The 15,485-nt window shown below is 36.4% G+C and carries 17 protein-coding genes; 15 read left to right on the top strand and 2 right to left on the bottom strand.

Annotated features, from left to right (window positions below):
- Positions 1–84: 84 nt before the first annotated feature.
- Positions 85–756: a hypothetical protein gene (locus tag T546_RS0115340; RefSeq protein WP_026892379.1), complete on the bottom strand. Its 672-nt coding sequence runs from the start codon at positions 754–756 to the stop codon at positions 85–87.
- Positions 757–882: 126 nt separating this feature from the next.
- Here T546_RS0115340 and T546_RS0115335 point away from each other — a divergent pair, with 126 nt between their 5' ends.
- On the top strand, positions 883–1,092 hold the full coding sequence (locus T546_RS0115335) for a hypothetical protein (protein WP_026892378.1): 210 nt from the start codon (positions 883–885) through the stop codon (positions 1,090–1,092).
- 139 nt (positions 1,093–1,231) lie between these two features.
- On the top strand, positions 1,232–1,786 hold the full coding sequence (locus T546_RS0115330) for a GNAT family N-acetyltransferase (protein WP_026892377.1): 555 nt from the start codon (positions 1,232–1,234) through the stop codon (positions 1,784–1,786).
- 181 nt (positions 1,787–1,967) lie between these two features.
- Here the strand turns inward: T546_RS0115330 and T546_RS26465 are convergent, their stop codons facing one another.
- A complete protein-coding gene (locus T546_RS26465) occupies positions 1,968–2,159 on the bottom strand; it encodes a putative quinol monooxygenase (protein ID WP_207641324.1) in 192 nt (63 codons plus the stop codon).
- 110 nt (positions 2,160–2,269) lie between these two features.
- Here T546_RS26465 and T546_RS0115325 point away from each other — a divergent pair, with 110 nt between their 5' ends.
- The 13 genes from T546_RS0115325 to T546_RS23710 all read left to right on the top strand — a co-directional run bounded on the left by T546_RS0115325 (position 2,270) and on the right by T546_RS23710 (position 15,068).
- Positions 2,270–2,887 (top strand): alpha/beta hydrolase, encoded by a 618-nt coding sequence (locus T546_RS0115325; RefSeq protein ID WP_034599504.1) that lies wholly within the window; start codon positions 2,270–2,272, stop codon positions 2,885–2,887.
- 194 nt (positions 2,888–3,081) lie between these two features.
- The gene (locus tag T546_RS0115320; RefSeq protein WP_026892375.1) at positions 3,082–3,645 is read left to right on the top strand and encodes an HD domain-containing protein; all 564 of its coding nucleotides are present in this window, start codon (positions 3,082–3,084) and stop codon (positions 3,643–3,645) included.
- A gap of 220 nt (positions 3,646–3,865) precedes the next feature.
- Complete coding sequence (locus T546_RS0115315) at positions 3,866–4,177, top strand: DUF3601 domain-containing protein (protein WP_026892374.1); 312 nt, start codon at positions 3,866–3,868, stop codon at positions 4,175–4,177.
- A 409-nt stretch (positions 4,178–4,586) separates the two neighbouring features.
- Entirely contained in the window at positions 4,587–4,964 is a 378-nt protein-coding gene (locus tag T546_RS0115305) for a nuclear transport factor 2 family protein (protein ID WP_034599501.1), read from the top strand.
- A gap of 122 nt (positions 4,965–5,086) precedes the next feature.
- Complete coding sequence (locus T546_RS0115300; RefSeq protein ID WP_026892372.1) at positions 5,087–5,857, top strand: nucleoside phosphorylase; 771 nt, start codon at positions 5,087–5,089, stop codon at positions 5,855–5,857.
- Between the two features lie 333 nt (positions 5,858–6,190).
- Positions 6,191–6,634, top strand: a complete 444-nt coding sequence (locus T546_RS0115290; RefSeq protein ID WP_026892371.1) for a hypothetical protein — start codon at positions 6,191–6,193, stop codon at positions 6,632–6,634.
- 105 nt (positions 6,635–6,739) lie between these two features.
- Complete coding sequence (locus T546_RS0115285) at positions 6,740–7,288, top strand: GNAT family N-acetyltransferase (RefSeq protein ID WP_026892370.1); 549 nt, start codon at positions 6,740–6,742, stop codon at positions 7,286–7,288.
- Between the two features lie 125 nt (positions 7,289–7,413).
- Complete coding sequence (locus T546_RS0115280) at positions 7,414–8,241, top strand: pentapeptide repeat-containing protein (protein WP_026892369.1); 828 nt, start codon at positions 7,414–7,416, stop codon at positions 8,239–8,241.
- A gap of 151 nt (positions 8,242–8,392) precedes the next feature.
- Positions 8,393–9,100, top strand: coding sequence for a hypothetical protein (locus tag T546_RS0115275; RefSeq protein WP_026892368.1), 708 nt, complete (start codon positions 8,393–8,395; stop codon positions 9,098–9,100).
- Positions 9,101–9,250: 150 nt separating this feature from the next.
- On the top strand, positions 9,251–10,702 hold the full coding sequence (locus T546_RS0115270) for a DEAD/DEAH box helicase (RefSeq protein WP_026892367.1): 1,452 nt from the start codon (positions 9,251–9,253) through the stop codon (positions 10,700–10,702).
- A 52-nt stretch (positions 10,703–10,754) separates the two neighbouring features.
- Positions 10,755–11,279 (top strand): YehS family protein, encoded by a 525-nt coding sequence (locus tag T546_RS0115265; RefSeq protein WP_026892366.1) that lies wholly within the window; start codon positions 10,755–10,757, stop codon positions 11,277–11,279.
- 50 nt (positions 11,280–11,329) lie between these two features.
- The gene (locus T546_RS0115260; protein WP_026892365.1) at positions 11,330–12,814 is read left to right on the top strand and encodes a DEAD/DEAH box helicase; all 1,485 of its coding nucleotides are present in this window, start codon (positions 11,330–11,332) and stop codon (positions 12,812–12,814) included.
- Between the two features lie 511 nt (positions 12,815–13,325).
- Entirely contained in the window at positions 13,326–15,068 is a 1,743-nt protein-coding gene (locus T546_RS23710) for an RICIN domain-containing protein (protein WP_084326451.1), read from the top strand.
- Positions 15,069–15,485: the final 417 nt, after the last annotated feature.

Raw genomic sequence — 15,485 nt, 5'->3', positions numbered from 1 at the left:
TTTAAAGACAAGACAGAATAGGATTTAATACAAAAAAGGATGACAATGGCCATCCTAAAAATATAAATGATATAGGGTTATAAATTAACATAATAAGCTTTTTAAAGCAAATTGTAGTATTTGCAATGTAGTATTTTTACGAGGCTTTGCTATATCAAGTCTTTCAATTTCCCTTTTTTCAAATTCTGAATATAGTATATTGTCTTTTGGAAATGTAGACATATCACAATCTTTCTTATTTCCATAGTACCTATAAGTCCAACAGGGAATTGGTCTAACGGAATAAATAAGACATTCCTTATTAAAAGAAAGAAAAGGACATTCTAAATGTAAATCAAAATATTTTTTTTGCATTTCTTTTTCTTGATTTAAATAGTTTAAAACTGTTAGTGGATTATTAGGAAAACCATAATTAGTGAGCATTATACATTGTTCAGCAACAGTTGACTTTATTCTATCTAAAAGTGTTTTTTCCATGTTACTTAAAGTATTAGTAAATGCTAGAGCCTCAACAGGTGTAACACCTATTAGCATTCTACAACATGAAGAACATCCTTTAGAACAACTACAGTTCAATCCACAGGACTGTTCAATTTTATCTATTTCGGCAGTACAGTATTCTATTTCTTTAGCATACCATTTTGATAGCAAAAGCGGATTAGGGGAATTTGGTATAGATTGTGGAAAAGTTAAGTTATTCGCAACATTATTAGATAATTCAATAGCAGTATAAATAGTGTCTTCTAGTTTTTTCATTTGTGAGTATTCCTTTCTTGTAACAATATGATATTAGGGAATCAAGGCATTGATATAAATTATCATTATAATATAAAGTATTAATAATATCTACTAAGTAAATTAGTATTTTTAGGAGATAAAGAGATGGAATTTATAGCAATTAACTTAGATGATTTTCACAAGTTCAAGAACGATGCAAAAACCACCGCAGGAATGATTTTTATTAAAGCGGAGAATATCAGCAAAGCGAAGTTTTTTATGGAACACAATCATCCCGAATCACCGTGGGCGGTAGTGTGCAAGGAAATTTTCGATGCCAATATTGTCATAAGACAGAAGTATTTAGTGCAGTAAACTGATATTTGTTAGCTATAATACCAAGCCCAAAATAGATTTTAATGTTATTTGGAACCATTAGGAATTAATATTGTTATTTATTAAGATATTTCATAGTCTATGAATGAAAAATCATTTGTATTAGGAGAAGTTAATTATGCAGCAAGCAACACAAGTAATAGAAACACATAGGCTTATATTAAGACCTTTTAAAATTAGTGATAGTCATGAAGCCTGGGCTAACTGGGCTTCTGATCCTAAGATACAAGCTGAATACGGGGAACCAGTTTATTCAACAATAGGTGAAGTTACGCAGTTACTAGCAAGTTGGATAGATCAGTACGACAATACAGATTTTTTCAGATGGGCTATTATTGAAAAACAAAGTCAAAAAAATATCGGACAAATTGCTTTTTGTAAAGTATATAGTGACTGCCGCACAGCCGAAATGGAATATTGTATTGGGGAGAAATACTGGGGAGTTGGATATGCAGGTGAAGCATTAAAGAGTATTATTGATTATACCTTTTTAAATACCGAGTTTGTTAAGCTGGAAGCTTATCATAGAAAAGATAATATAAAATCAGGTAGAGTGTTAGAAAAATCAGATATGAAAATCGTAGATAATGTTGAGAGATTCATAAGGAATGACCAATTGCCACACGGTGAGATTTGCTACGCTATTATCAAAGATAATTACTGCACTAAATGAGAATAATGGGAAGTCAATAAAGTTTAAAATAATAAAAAATATTAACTATTAGAATTAATCTGATAGGTTTTTTTGCATTAAATTGAAATTTCCCAGAGTATTACATAAGGAGTGCAGATGTTAAAGAGATTTTTGAAGATCAATCAACATCTGCACTATAATTAAAAAAATTTTATATATATTAAAACTGGTAATTTTTTTCAAAGAAAGAAAGTTGTTCAACTAAGGTGATGAAATGTGGTGTCCTAGTATGACGCTGTAAAGCTTCCATATCATCCCATTCTTCAATTAAAGTTAAGCTATTGGGGTTATTTAGCTCTTGAAATAATTCATAAGAGATACAGCCAGTTTCTTTTACGTTTTCAGCAACCAAGAGCTTATAGATTTACTAAGTATTTTGTATTGAGAACTTAGTATTGATAGATATAAGAGGTTATTTATAATTAAGTAAAGTATATCCGAATTAAATAAGGAGAAATATTTATGAAAGCTATTATATATATACATGGAAAAGGCGGTAACTATTTAGAAGGTGAACAATACAAAAAGAATTGTAACAACTATGATATTTTTGGCGTAGATTACAAGGATTACCTGCCGTGGATTGTACAAGATCAGATTAAGGCTGTATATGAGAATTTAACAATAGATTACGAGCATATATCAATTATTGCGAACAGCATTGGTGCTTACTTCGCAATGTACGCACTACAAAACTATAGGATTGAGAAAGCATTATTGATTTCTCCAATTTTGGATATGGAGCGTTTAATTCTTGATATGATGCAGTGGGCAAATGTGACTGAGGATGAACTTTGTAAAAGGGGACAAATTCCCACTGAATTTGGCGAAACTCTATCGTGGGATTATCTAAACTTCGTCCGCCAAAATCCTATCAAATGGGATATTCCCACTGATATCTTATATGCAGAAAACGATAACCTCACATCTCGCGCGACAATTGATACCTTTGTAGTAAATCATAACGCCAATCTTACTGTAATGAATGACGGCGAACATTGGTTTCATACGAATGAGCAAATTGCCTTTTTAGACAATTGGATGAAGAAAGCAATTGAGCATATTCAGTTTTATAATTAAAAAAAGAACTAACTATCTATATAATGGATAGCCCCCAAAAATTAGACCTAATAATCTAACGATTGGAGGCAAAGACTTCGTTGCAGTAATTGAAATCAAATTCAGTAGCTAACATTGAAATCTTCATATTGATAGTTAATAGTTTTTGATATATTATACTATTTGAATTAATAAACAAATCAAATGAGGTTAACATGCGAAAAGATATTATTGATTACCTATGTGAAGAAGTAGAATATAGATGCAAATTGCCAACGAATCATTTTGGGATAGGCTGTTTTTACCATATTCAGGCGGTTGTTAAAAATGCAGAAATGTTAGCAGAAAGTTATGACGCGGACCAAGAAGTGGTAATAATTGCAGCTTGGTTACATGATATTGCCTCCGTAACGAATTATGAATTATATGAAGATCATCATATACATGGCGCTGAGATAGCAGAAGATATGCTGCAAAAGTTTGGATATCCACCTGATAAAATTAAGCATGTGCAAAAGTGTATTAGAAATCACAGAGGCAGTGTATTAAACTCAAAAACAACAATAGAAGAAATATGTGTTGCAGATGCAGATGCTATTTCTCACTTTGATAACGTTCCAAGCTTATTATATTTAGCATATGTAAATAAAGGATTAAGCATTGATGAAGGAAGAGAATTTGTAAAGAATAAATTAACCAGAAGTTTTGAAAAACTCTCTGATAACAGTAAATTGTTATATATGAAGAAATTCGATCAAGTCATGAATATACTCGTTTGATATCTCTTTAACATCTAACTATCAGTATAAAGCTGGTAGTTTTTTATTGTCAGAATGAAGTGATTGAATCTATAAAAATGAAATCTGTTAGCTTTAAATTCTACACTTCAAATTAGTATCCACAGATTTACACACATTGTTAATATGATATTGATAGTTATTAAGCTAAATGGTATTCTACTCATGGAGATTATTTATAATAAAAGGTTGAGGTGTAAATATGACTGGGCCACAAAAAATTGGTTTTTGGAGCAATCTCAAGGCTGTAAATATAGGAAAACAAAGACAACTCCTAAAAGAGGGTCGTAAATACCGTGTAATTAAAAATTTTACTGATTATGATGGCACAAAACACAATATCGGTGAAATATGGACGTTTTTGGCATACTCATTTAATTCTTATGATAATGGTGTGCAGTGGTTTATTACTTTTGATGATATCCAGGAATGGTCTATCCCTTTGTGGTTAGATGATAAGCAGCAGAAAGAAGTGGATTGTTACCCAGAAACATATATAGAAGTATATGACTAAAATTAGAAAAATTATATTGATATTGCGAAGCCAATAAAAGTGAATATAAAGAAAGCTATTAACTATCAGTGCTACGCTGGTAGTTTTTTGTTTTATTGAACTAACATTTGTTAGCCATAAATCTACAATGAAAAAAAGAATTTGAAAGAAAAAATAATGAGGTAAATGATTTTTAACGGCCACAAGTATCACTTTGGTGGTGATGCAAGTCTGGATATGCATTTGGATGAGACAGCTGAAGGTGTAAGCGAGACGAAGAAAGATAACGCTGTATTGTATGACGATGAGATGAATTAGGAGTTAGTTAATCATATTACATTCATAACTTATTATTGATAGTTGATAGAGATTGCTGTATCCTAAATATATAAATTGGTATTTTCTTAGCATATGAGCTATGGAGGTGACTATGAGTTTGAATGAAAAAGAAGCTGTTATTAAAGAATATTTTGATATGTGGGTATCACGTGACTTTAAGAATATAGATAATATTTTTGATTGTGATATCTATTATAGCGAATGTTACGGGCCAGAGTATCAGGGTATTTCTGAAATACATCAATGGATTGACAAAATGTTAAAAGAGCAAGTAGTAATAGAATGGACTATTAAACGATTCATTCATCAAGCAGATTCAGTTGTTGTAGAATGGTTTTTTAAGCATAAAATGCAAGATAAGATAAGTGGCTTTGATGGCGTATCAATTATTGAATTTACAGAAGATGGAACAATTTATTCAATTAAAGAATTTGCTTCGGAGGCAATACATACAACGCCATTTAGATAGTTTTTTGATTTGCTGAATTTCAAATATTCTATAAGTGATTAAATGAACTACTAACGATTGAAATATTAAGTTAGTAGTTTTTTACAAAGCAAAATTATTTTATATTATAGGAGGTAAAATTTATGTTTCATCAAAGAGAATTCCCAATATTGGAATTTGATTCGAATACAAAAGCAAAAATAGAACCCTCAAATATAATTACAAAAATAGATGCTCCCGAATACTGCGTGATAACCTTTTTTGGTGATGTTATAAATGATTTGCTCCAATCAGACAAACTAAAACAAATTGCTACGTTCTACACTGCGACTATCAATCTACCAATCTATGAGACTGTATATAACGGAACCCCTATTGCAATCATGCAAGGCTTCCTTGGAGCCGCCGGTGCAGCAGCACAATTAGAGGAACTTATTGCAATGGGATTTTCAAAGTTTATTGTTTGTGGAGCCGCGGGAGTGCTGCAAAAAGATATCCAGGTAGGTCATTTAATAGTTCCATATTCAGCGGTTAGAGATGAGGGCGTTTCATACCACTATGTAGAACCATCAAGAGAAATAGAATGTAATGAACATGCGATTAAAGTAATTGAAAAAGTCTTACAAGTAGACAATATTCCATATATTAAAGCAAAGACATGGACGACAGATGCATTTTACAGAGAAACAGAAGAGAAAATGGCACTGCGGGTTTCAGAGGGTTGTGTTACTGTTGAAATGGAAGCTGCCGCATTTTTCGCAGTATCAAAATTCCGCAACGTTATCTTAGGTCAAATATTGTTTGGTGGTGATGACTTAAGCGGTGTTGAATGGAACTCACGTAAGTGGTGTAATCGTGAGCAAATAAGAAAAAGTCTTGTTGAATTATCATTTAAGGTATGCTTACAATTATAAATTTAGACTTCAAATATGGATTGAAATCAGGCCAATTGCCACAGATAGAGCTCTTAGAGTTGATTGTTAATGAAGTAGATGGTACCCTATTAATAAGATTAACTAGAAATATGGGGGTAAATAGACTATGGAATCTCATTCAATTGTGCTGCTGTGTGTTGTTGGCCTATTTGCATTTAACGAGATAGCTTCATTAAGAAAAGTGATTCGAGAACAAGATAAACGTATCAGTCAATTAGAAGAATTGGTAAACAAGAATGATTTATAAATAACTTGATATTTAATATAGTTTAGAATTACGGACAAAGAATCATAAGCTGAAAGGAGAAAACTTTGGATTTTTACAATAAAATTGATGAACTATTGAACAAGCCTTGTTATGTCATTGATATACTGCCAAAGAGGGTGGAAAGAGATAATGGTGGACAGTATTTTGCAGTAGAAGATTATTACCAAAGAAAGACAGAGTCGATTAAAATTTTCCAGAAGTTTAAAGATATTATGCTGAAGCTAAATTGTTACTATGATTTTCAAGTGTGCTATCAAGATAAGTGTAGTGTAAATCCATCACCTGATAAATTAGCTCAGTGGATTATGCAGTGTGGTATAAGCAAAAATAAACATTTAAACATTTATATTGAAAATGAGGATGCTTTGATTACAGTAAATAATGGGCACCTGTATTTGGGTCTATATAATCTTAATGAGGATTTAATAGCTCTGGCTAGGGAACTAGCCAGGTCAGAAGGACTTTTTGTTTGGAAAGCGGAGAGTTGAAATTTGTTTTAATGAATGATTGGCTCCTTACTCAGATTCAAAAACGATGTACTTTGGAATTTATCATTATATATTACAAAATAAAGGTTATGAAAGGATAGAACAATGGAAGATTTTATCTTAGAAACCGATCAGCTTTTATTAAGAGAAATAACCCCTGACGACTTTGAAGCTTGGCATCAGATATTATCCGACCAAGAGACAATGCAATATTATCCTAAAGCATTTGATCAGGACAAAACTAGAAGCTGGATTAAATGGAATCTTGATAATTATAAAAGATACGGCTTCGGATTATGGGCAGTAATTTTAAAGGATACGAATCGCTTTATTGGAGATTGTGGGATTACCATGCAAAATATTCATGGTGATGGCAATTTGTTTCCTGAAATTGGCTATCATACAGACAAGAAATTTTGGCGTAACGGATATGCCACTCAGGCCGCAAAAGCCTGTTTAAAGTATGGTTTTGAGAACAAGAATTTTGATGAAATGTTTTCTTATCAAAAGTGGATAAACGTTCCATCAAGAAAAGTAGCAGAAAAGATGGGAATGACATTGCGGGAAGAGTATGCAGATGACGAAAATACAAAGACAAGCGTGTATTCCATTACAAGAACAGAATATTACGGCCATATTCATTGTCAGCCGTAGACGGGAACTGGATTTTATTCACAAAACACCAGATGATAACGATCCCTTCTGCTATATGACACGACATTAAACGTGATATTAAAGTAGAAACAAGAAGTAAAGAACGAATCAAATGGAGTAAATTCATGATAAAAATACATAACGAAACAACAATAACATTACAATCAATGAAATCGGATTGCTCAAAGTGTAGTGGATTATGTTGCATAGCATTGTTTTTTTCTAAAATGGATGGATTTCCAGAAAACAAACCAGCGGGAAAGCCGTGTAAGAATCTTCAGAAAAATTTTCAATGTGATATCCATGAGGAACTGATTAACAAAAAACTGAAAGGCTGTATCGGGTATGATTGTTTTGGCGCCGGGCAGCAAGTGACACAAACCATTTATATGGGCCAGACCTGGCAGGATACATCTTGTAGCACGAAGGAAATATTTGATGTATTTCTAAGAGTATTTCAACTGTATCAAATGCGTTACTACTTAATGGAATCCATGACGATTATACCAGCAAAAGAGCTACAGAAAAATATCATTGCTCTGATAAATGAAAATGAAATGATATGCAATTCTAATCCTGATACCATTCTTTCCTTTGATACAGAAGAATATAGAAACAGGGTAAATATTATTTTAAAACAGGTTTGCAGCTTAATAACAAAGAGCCTAAACAGTGAAAATAAAAATACTCCCTCCGATTATCTGGGGAGGAGCTTTAAATATAAAGATTTAAGCGGATTGGATTTGAGCACAAAGCTATTAATCGCAGCTAATTTCAATCATTGTTCGTTCTATGGCACCATCTTTTTGGGAGCCGATACGCGGGATGCAGATTTTAGTCACGCGGATTTAAGGGATGCCGTGTTTTTATCACAAGGACAAGTAAACGCTGCCAAAGGGAATCAAAATACAAAACTGCCAAAACATCTTGATTACCCTGTTACATGGAAATAAAAGTCCTTCATCCAAAGGGTATGTAAATAATTGCCACTCCGCATAATGTTACAAGAATGATACAAGTTTGTTATGACTCTAATAATATTACCATTTATAATGACCTTGTAAAGAAGAAAACCAGATACAAGCTTTGTAAGGAGGAATGACAATGAACGTAATAAAAAAATATGTAATGATAACCGGATTTCTGGCAATGAGTGCAATGGCCCTTAGCGCCTGCGGTAGAAACCAGGATAAAACAGGGGAGCCAACCACAGCCAGTACGCCTGCAGACACCTCCAAAGACTCCTCAAAAGAGACTGAGACACAGCCGTCCTCAGAACACGGAAATGAAACCACCACTGATAAGGTTATAAAGGAAGGTTCCATAGAAAAAGAGGGAAATGTTATTTTAAAACAGCTTGCCTTTGTATACCAGGATAAGACCATCTCCCTTTCCGACATTGTAGACGATCAGAAGATGGAAAGCCTGCTTGGTAAAGCAACTGAAATCAAATCCCACACCTATTCTCCTGATGACGGAAAAAATATGGATCCGTTGAATGGTAAGACAGAAAAACAGTATCTTTACCCTGGTCTTGTGATTAAAACCATAGATGGGGCTGAGAATAATAATTCATTTATATTCAACATCGAAATTACCGATCCCAAGTATCCGACGGTAAGGAATATTAAAGTTGGCGATAGCTATGAGCTTTTGAAAGAGACATACCCGGAAGGAACCTTATTGGGTGGAGAAATAAGTAACGAAGAAGATGATTTTCGGTATGAGCCTGCAAACTATGTGGACGTTATGAAGTTTCATATTAAAGATAAAAAAGTGGAAAGCATTCAAATCTATACCTTGATTGATTAAGCCAAATAATGAGTCCCCTGATCCCAGATCAGGGGACATTTCACATTTTTTCCCCTATGGGGAAACGTTGTGCTATAATAGCATAGCAAATGGAGATAGTAAGGATGCAGGTATAATCGCATTAAGTCAAATGGAATGAGAGGCATTAGAATGGTTCAAAAAGGTTTTGGTATTTTTTCTTTAAGCGAGGACATTATTAAGGCACTAAAAGTATTAGAGTATGAGATACCAACTGAAGTTCAGGAACGTGTCATTCCATTGGTGTTAGATAAGGCAGATCTAATGGCAAAAGCCCAGACAGGCAGCGGTAAAACGGCGGCATATGCAATACCAATCTGTGAAATGGCAGAGTGGCTTGAAAATAAGCCACAGGCTCTTATTCTGACTCCCACAAGAGAGCTTGCCGTTCAGGTAAAAGAAACATTTACCCACATTGGAAGATATAAACGAATCAAGGCGGCTGCAATCTACGGCAGACACCCATTTTCCATAGAGAAGACGGAGTTAAAACAAATGACTCATGTGGTGGCAGGAACCCCAGGGCGGGTTCTGGATCACATTGAAAAAGGGACACTTCCTCTCAATAAGATCAGCTATCTGGTCATTGATGAGGCGGACCGGATGCTGGATATGGGATTTTTAGATCAGGTGGAGTCCATTATCAATGCGCTTCCCAAGGAACGGGTGACCATGTTGTTTTCCGCGACCATGCCTGATGAAATAAAAAAGATAGCAGTACAATCCATGAGAACACCAGTTTTCATTGATGTGAATGAGGAAAATCTAACCACAGGGGATATTGAACATTCCCTTTATAGGACGAAAGAGGAAGAGAAGTTTGATCTGCTTATGGATGTGACCATCATGGAAAATCCAGATAGCTGTATCATTTTCTGCGGCACAAAGGACCGGGTGGATACCGTTTGTGACCAATTAAATCGTAATGGGTACCAAGCCAGAAAGCTTCACGGTGGCATGGAACAGGACGATAGGCTCCTTACCATGCGGCGGTTCAAGCGTGGGGAATTCCGGTATCTGGTAGCCACCGATGTGGCAGCAAGAGGGATTGATGTAGAAGATATTTCCCTGGTCATTAATTATGACATTCCATTGGAAGAGGAAACCTATGTCCATCGAACGGGAAGAACCGGGCGTGCCGGACAAAAGGGAAATGCGGTGTCTTTTGTGACAGCGACCCAATCCCGTTTTTTAGAGCAAATAGAAGCTCTCATTGGCTTTCAGATACAGGAAAAGCCGAAGCCGGATAAGGAACAGGTATCCCAAAGAAAGCCATTTTTTGAAGATAAGATCAGTACAATCCCTGAAATCAGGAAGGCAAAGAGCGATCAATTGAATCAGGGAATAATGAAGCTTCGTTTTAACGGGGGAAAGAAAAAGAAGCTGCGGGCAACGAATTTTGTTGGGGTGCTTTCTAATCTGGACGGTATGACAGCAGAGGATATTGGAATCATAACCATACAGGACACCCTTACCTATGTGGAAATTTTAAATGGAAAAGGACCTCTTGTATTAAAAGCAATGAAGGACACAAAAATTAACGGAAAGCAATTAAAGGTAATGAAAGCATTGGAGAAATATTAATTGCATGATATAGTAGTGATACAGATTAAATTAGAATGCAAAAGGGGATTTCATGGAAAATATCGATATTTTAAAGAGATTAAGGTATGCTTTGGATATTAAAGATGCTGATATGGTTGAGATATTCCGACTGGGCGGAGAAGCAGTTACAAGGGAAGAAGTAAAAAAGATGCTGTTAGGCCAAAATGCCAGTGACAGTGCCACAGAAGGGACAGCCGGATCAGAGACTTCTGATGATAATAGTAAATGGGACAACCATATGCTGGAGTCCTTTTTAAATGGATTTATTACCTTTAAAAGAGGAAAAAAGGAAGCAAATCCAGGAGAATCCGAAAAGCAGCCTTTCATGATAAATGATGACAAAGACGTAAATAATGTTTTACTGAAAAAGTTGAAAATAGCACTTTCCCTTACGGGAGAGGACATGCTGGCTGTATTTAAAGCCGGTGGAGTTGAGCTGTCAAACGGTGAATTAAGTGCCGTGCTCAGAAGACAGGGACAGCGCAATTACAAAATATGCGGTGACCGGTATGCAAGAACCTTCTTAAAAGGTCTTGCACTCAAATACAGAAGATAGCAATGATAGGAAACATAATTTTACAAAATAAATAAAAGCAAGGAGCAACTATGCAATTTAAAGAACTAAATGTGATACCTGAGATATTAAAGGCTTTGGAGAAGGAAAACTATTCCGTTCCGACACCAATACAGGAAAAGGCAATCCCAATTGTTTTAAGCGGCAGAGATTTACTAGGATGCGCCCAGACCGGTACAGGTAAAACGGCTGCATTTGCTATCCCCACATTACAGCTGCTAAATGAAGAAAAGACACCCAAAAAGGCTAACCGCAATATAAGGGCCCTGGTCGTAACACCAACCAGAGAGCTTGCCATACAAATATATGAAAATTTCTGTATCTATGGTACTTATACAGATATGAAATCCTGTGTCATTTTTGGAGGCGTATCACAAAAGTCACAGGAGGATAAATTAAAACAGGGAGTGGATATTTTAATTGCTACACCTGGAAGATTAAATGACTTAATCAATCAAGGTCTGGTGGATTTAAGACATTTAAAGATATTTATATTAGACGAAGCAGACCGGATGCTGGATATGGGCTTTATCCATGACGTGAAAAAAATTATAGCCAAAACACCGGCAGAAAAACAAACCTTATTCTTTTCCGCTACCATGCCGGCTGATGTGGCAAAGCTTTCTGCTACCATGCTTAAAAACCCGGCTAAGGTGGAGATAACACCGGAATCTTCCACGGCTAATACCATAGATCAGTATTTATATTATGTAGATAAACATAATAAAAAGGATCTTCTTCTTCATATCCTGAAGGATGAAAGCATAGAATCCGTTCTTGTTTTCACCCGCACAAAGCATGGAGCTGACCGGCTGGTAAGACAGTTAGCAAAGAGTAAAGTAACAGCAAAAGCCATTCACGCAGATAAATCTCAGGGAGCACGCCAAAGTGCATTAAGCAGTTTCAAGGAACGTAAAATCCGAGTACTCATTGCAACAGATATCGCTGCAAGAGGAATTGATATCGATGAGCTGTCCCATGTAATCAATTTTGATTTACCTGATACTCCGGAAACCTATGTGCACCGCATTGGAAGAACAGGACGTGCGGGATTAAATGGCATTGCCATTGCATTTTGCGATTTTGATGAGAAGGAAAATCTCGGGAATATTGAGAAGTTAATCAGAAAACATTTAAAAGAGGTAAAAGAACATCCTTACCCATTAATGAACAATTTCCCAGCGGTAAAAACCACACAGCCAAGGAAAGATTCCTCAAAGGCAAAGAATTTTTCCTCAGATAAAGCTTCTTATTCAGGGAAGGCTTCATCTGCAAGAAAGGATTCCTATTCAGGAAATGCTTCATCTACAAGAAGGGATTCCTATTCAGCAAAGGCCTCTTCCACAGCAAAAGCTTCTTCTGGTTCCACTAGAGAAGAGAAGGTAAAAGCAGCCATTGATCCAAGCAAGAAATACAGAATGGCGGCAGATGGTACGCTGAAAGAAAAAAAGAGCTACTTTAAGACTCCAAGAAGAAATAATAAGGGCGGGGAACAATCCAGAAAAATAGCAAAATAAACTGGAAAAGTACAGATTACAAGCGGTTAGAATACGTTCTCATATGAATCTCAATCCTTGAAAATCTCATCGCTCAAGTAAAGCTAAATCATATATATAAATCTTAAACGCCAGGAGTAATTAATCCTGGCGTTTTTGTTTATATAAAACTCATATTGTGTTGACATGTGGTTTTGCTTTCGATATTAACAAACGCCCCAAATTATCCGCTGTCCAATGTCCTTTATAGTATGTACATTATATACAAAACAAGTGTACATATATAAAAAAGTAACATTTGTACATATATATTTCACAAAAAACCATACAAAATCACTAAAAATAGTGATACACTAAATCAACGAACAATGTTGAACGGAATATGGGGGGAATGAAATTAGTTCTGCTTTTGGAGGTAAACAGGGAAAGGAGGTTACGGGGTATCTGTGATAGGAAAGGGAGCGGAGCGAGATTTTCATATAACAACTAAGATGAGGGGATTCAATCAAACAAAAGTTGAGGAGGTATTAGTATGATTAAGTTGAAACGATTAACGGCCTTGGTGCTCTGTGTCATGGTGATGTTATCCATGATACCGGAGATACCGGCTATGGCTGCAAATTCATTTACCGTAGATTGTTCCAGTGTGCTAAGGGATGTGACTCACTGTGCCAATGGTTCTCTCTATGGTATCACAGAAAGCATACCGGCTGATGTCAATGGCCTTGTGGCACCATTAAAGCCTTATGTCATGAGGAATCCTGCCAGAGGCGGAAGCCAGAACCAGCATCCATATGGTGATGCCATTCTGGTATCCAAACGACTGGAGTCCATTCCCAGTGCAAAGGTCTCCATTGACTTGGCGGACATGCTTCCAAACTGGCCTTATAAGTGGCCGGGCATGACCAGCTGGCTGAACCAGGTGAAATCATTTATCAACGATAAGAAAGCCTCAGGACGTAACAATTATTATGGCTATGAAATCTGGAATGAGCCTGGCGGAACCTGGAACGATGCCAACGGAAGCTTCAATGATATGTGGAAACAGACCTACGATGTGATCCGTGCCAATGATCCGGGAGCAAAGATCATCGGACCTTGTGAAAGCTACTACAACAATAGCCGTATGAAAGAATTTCTTACCTTCTGTAAGGCCAATAACTGCGTGCCTGATATTATGAGCTGGCATGAACTCTCAGGCGGCCCCCAGACAATTGCTCCCAATATCAAAGCTTACAGGTCTTTAGAGGCTTCTCTGGGAATCAGTCCATTGCCCTTAAGTATCAATGAATACTGTGATCCGGACCATAATCTGGAAGGACAGCCTGGTTCTTCTGCTCGTTTCATTGCAAAGTTTGAGCGTTACATGGTAGAGAGCGCCTGTATCACATGGTGGTTCGTACCAACTCCCGGAAGACTTGGAAGCCTTCTTGCAACCAATTCCCAAAAGGGAGCCGGCTGGTTCTTCTACAAATGGTATGGAGATATGAGCGGAAAGATGGTGAATGTCACACCTCCAAACGATAACAGCAATCTGGTAGATGGAGCCGCATGTGTGGATTCCAATGGAAAATACATCAGCTTCATTTTCGGAGGACCTAATGATGGCACCATCAATACTACCTTTAAGAACCTTCCTTCCTTTATCGGTTCCACTGCTTCTGTAAAAGTGGAAAAGGTGGATTGGGTAAGCAAGGATACTGTATCCAATGGGACAGTGGTTCTTTCCAATACCAATTATAATGTGGTGAACGGACAGATATCAGTCAGCTTATCCGGCTGTAACGCCAGCTCCGGCTACCGGATCTACATTACACCAGGTTCCGGAACGGTTCCAGGTAATGGAATCGTATCAGGAGGAACTTATAAGCTGGTGAACCGGGCCAGCGGCAAAGCCCTTGATGTAAATAACAGCTCCACCGCAGACGGTGCCGATGTGATCCAGTGGGGTTACAGTGGAGGCAATAATCAGAAATGGGTGCTTACCGATACCGGAAGTGGATATAAGATTATCAATGCCAACAGCGGCAAAGCTCTTGACGTCTACAAAAGCTCCTTAGATGACGGCGCCGATGTCATCCAGTGGACAGACAAGGGACAGAGCAACCAGAAATGGAACCTGGTTGACCTTGGAAACGGCTATTATCAGGTGGTGAATGTAAACAGCGGCAAGCTCCTTGATGTTGAAAATGGCTCCATATCCGACGGAGGAAATGTCATTCAGTGGACCAGCAACAATGGGTACAATCAGCAATGGCAGATTACCGCACCTTAAATCAGGGAGATGATGTTCAACTTATCCCTGGGATGTAATTTATAATTCTTATCATATTTATTATTAAGATGTTTTTATAGCAATGGCAGGATTTTTAACGAAAGTTATCATCCTGCCATTGCTATTTTATTGGAATCTTGGGTGCAGATAGATATGTAAGGGTACTCAGGAAAGGATTCCCTGTTTTGCTATCAGTTATATTTTATTTAATAGAAAAGTTATAATTGCTGAATTGTATTTGATGATTGTTATAGTGTATAATGCAGATAACCTTCTTTTAATATCATACGAGAAGTCACACTTAACGCTGACATGCCTCATAGTATAATAAATACAATGAACATAAGTGGTACAAGGTCCTTGTAATGACTTTCTATCATGGGACCTTTTATTTAAAATGCTATAGGCTGTTTTTCA

The sequence above is a fragment of the [Clostridium] aerotolerans DSM 5434 genome, assembly GCF_000687555.1.
In the GTDB taxonomy this organism is placed as follows: Bacteria; Bacillota; Clostridia; order Lachnospirales; family Lachnospiraceae; genus Lacrimispora; species Lacrimispora aerotolerans.
This window is presented reverse-complemented; position numbering and strand designations above follow the sequence as displayed.

What these genes read in the sequence shown, in the direction of transcription:
- T546_RS0115340 (WP_026892379.1), bottom strand. Translation starts at nt 756, where the DNA reads ATGAAAAAACTAGAAGACACTATTTATACTGCTATTGAATTATCTAAT.
- T546_RS0115335 (WP_026892378.1), top strand. Translation starts at nt 883, where the DNA reads ATGGAATTTATAGCAATTAACTTAGATGATTTTCACAAGTTCAAGAAC.
- T546_RS0115330 (WP_026892377.1), top strand. Translation starts at nt 1,232, where the DNA reads ATGCAGCAAGCAACACAAGTAATAGAAACACATAGGCTTATATTAAGA.
- T546_RS0115325 (WP_034599504.1), top strand. Translation starts at nt 2,270, where the DNA reads ATGAAAGCTATTATATATATACATGGAAAAGGCGGTAACTATTTAGAA.
- T546_RS0115320 (WP_026892375.1), top strand. Translation starts at nt 3,082, where the DNA reads ATGCGAAAAGATATTATTGATTACCTATGTGAAGAAGTAGAATATAGA.
- T546_RS0115315 (WP_026892374.1), top strand. Translation starts at nt 3,866, where the DNA reads ATGACTGGGCCACAAAAAATTGGTTTTTGGAGCAATCTCAAGGCTGTA.
- T546_RS0115305 (WP_034599501.1), top strand. Translation starts at nt 4,587, where the DNA reads ATGAGTTTGAATGAAAAAGAAGCTGTTATTAAAGAATATTTTGATATG.
- T546_RS0115300 (WP_026892372.1), top strand. Translation starts at nt 5,087, where the DNA reads ATGTTTCATCAAAGAGAATTCCCAATATTGGAATTTGATTCGAATACA.
- T546_RS0115285 (WP_026892370.1), top strand. Translation starts at nt 6,740, where the DNA reads ATGGAAGATTTTATCTTAGAAACCGATCAGCTTTTATTAAGAGAAATA.
- T546_RS0115280 (WP_026892369.1), top strand. Translation starts at nt 7,414, where the DNA reads ATGATAAAAATACATAACGAAACAACAATAACATTACAATCAATGAAA.
- T546_RS0115275 (WP_026892368.1), top strand. Translation starts at nt 8,393, where the DNA reads ATGAACGTAATAAAAAAATATGTAATGATAACCGGATTTCTGGCAATG.
- T546_RS0115270 (WP_026892367.1), top strand. Translation starts at nt 9,251, where the DNA reads ATGGTTCAAAAAGGTTTTGGTATTTTTTCTTTAAGCGAGGACATTATT.
- T546_RS0115265 (WP_026892366.1), top strand. Translation starts at nt 10,755, where the DNA reads ATGGAAAATATCGATATTTTAAAGAGATTAAGGTATGCTTTGGATATT.
- T546_RS0115260 (WP_026892365.1), top strand. Translation starts at nt 11,330, where the DNA reads ATGCAATTTAAAGAACTAAATGTGATACCTGAGATATTAAAGGCTTTG.
- T546_RS23710 (WP_084326451.1), top strand. Translation starts at nt 13,326, where the DNA reads ATGATTAAGTTGAAACGATTAACGGCCTTGGTGCTCTGTGTCATGGTG.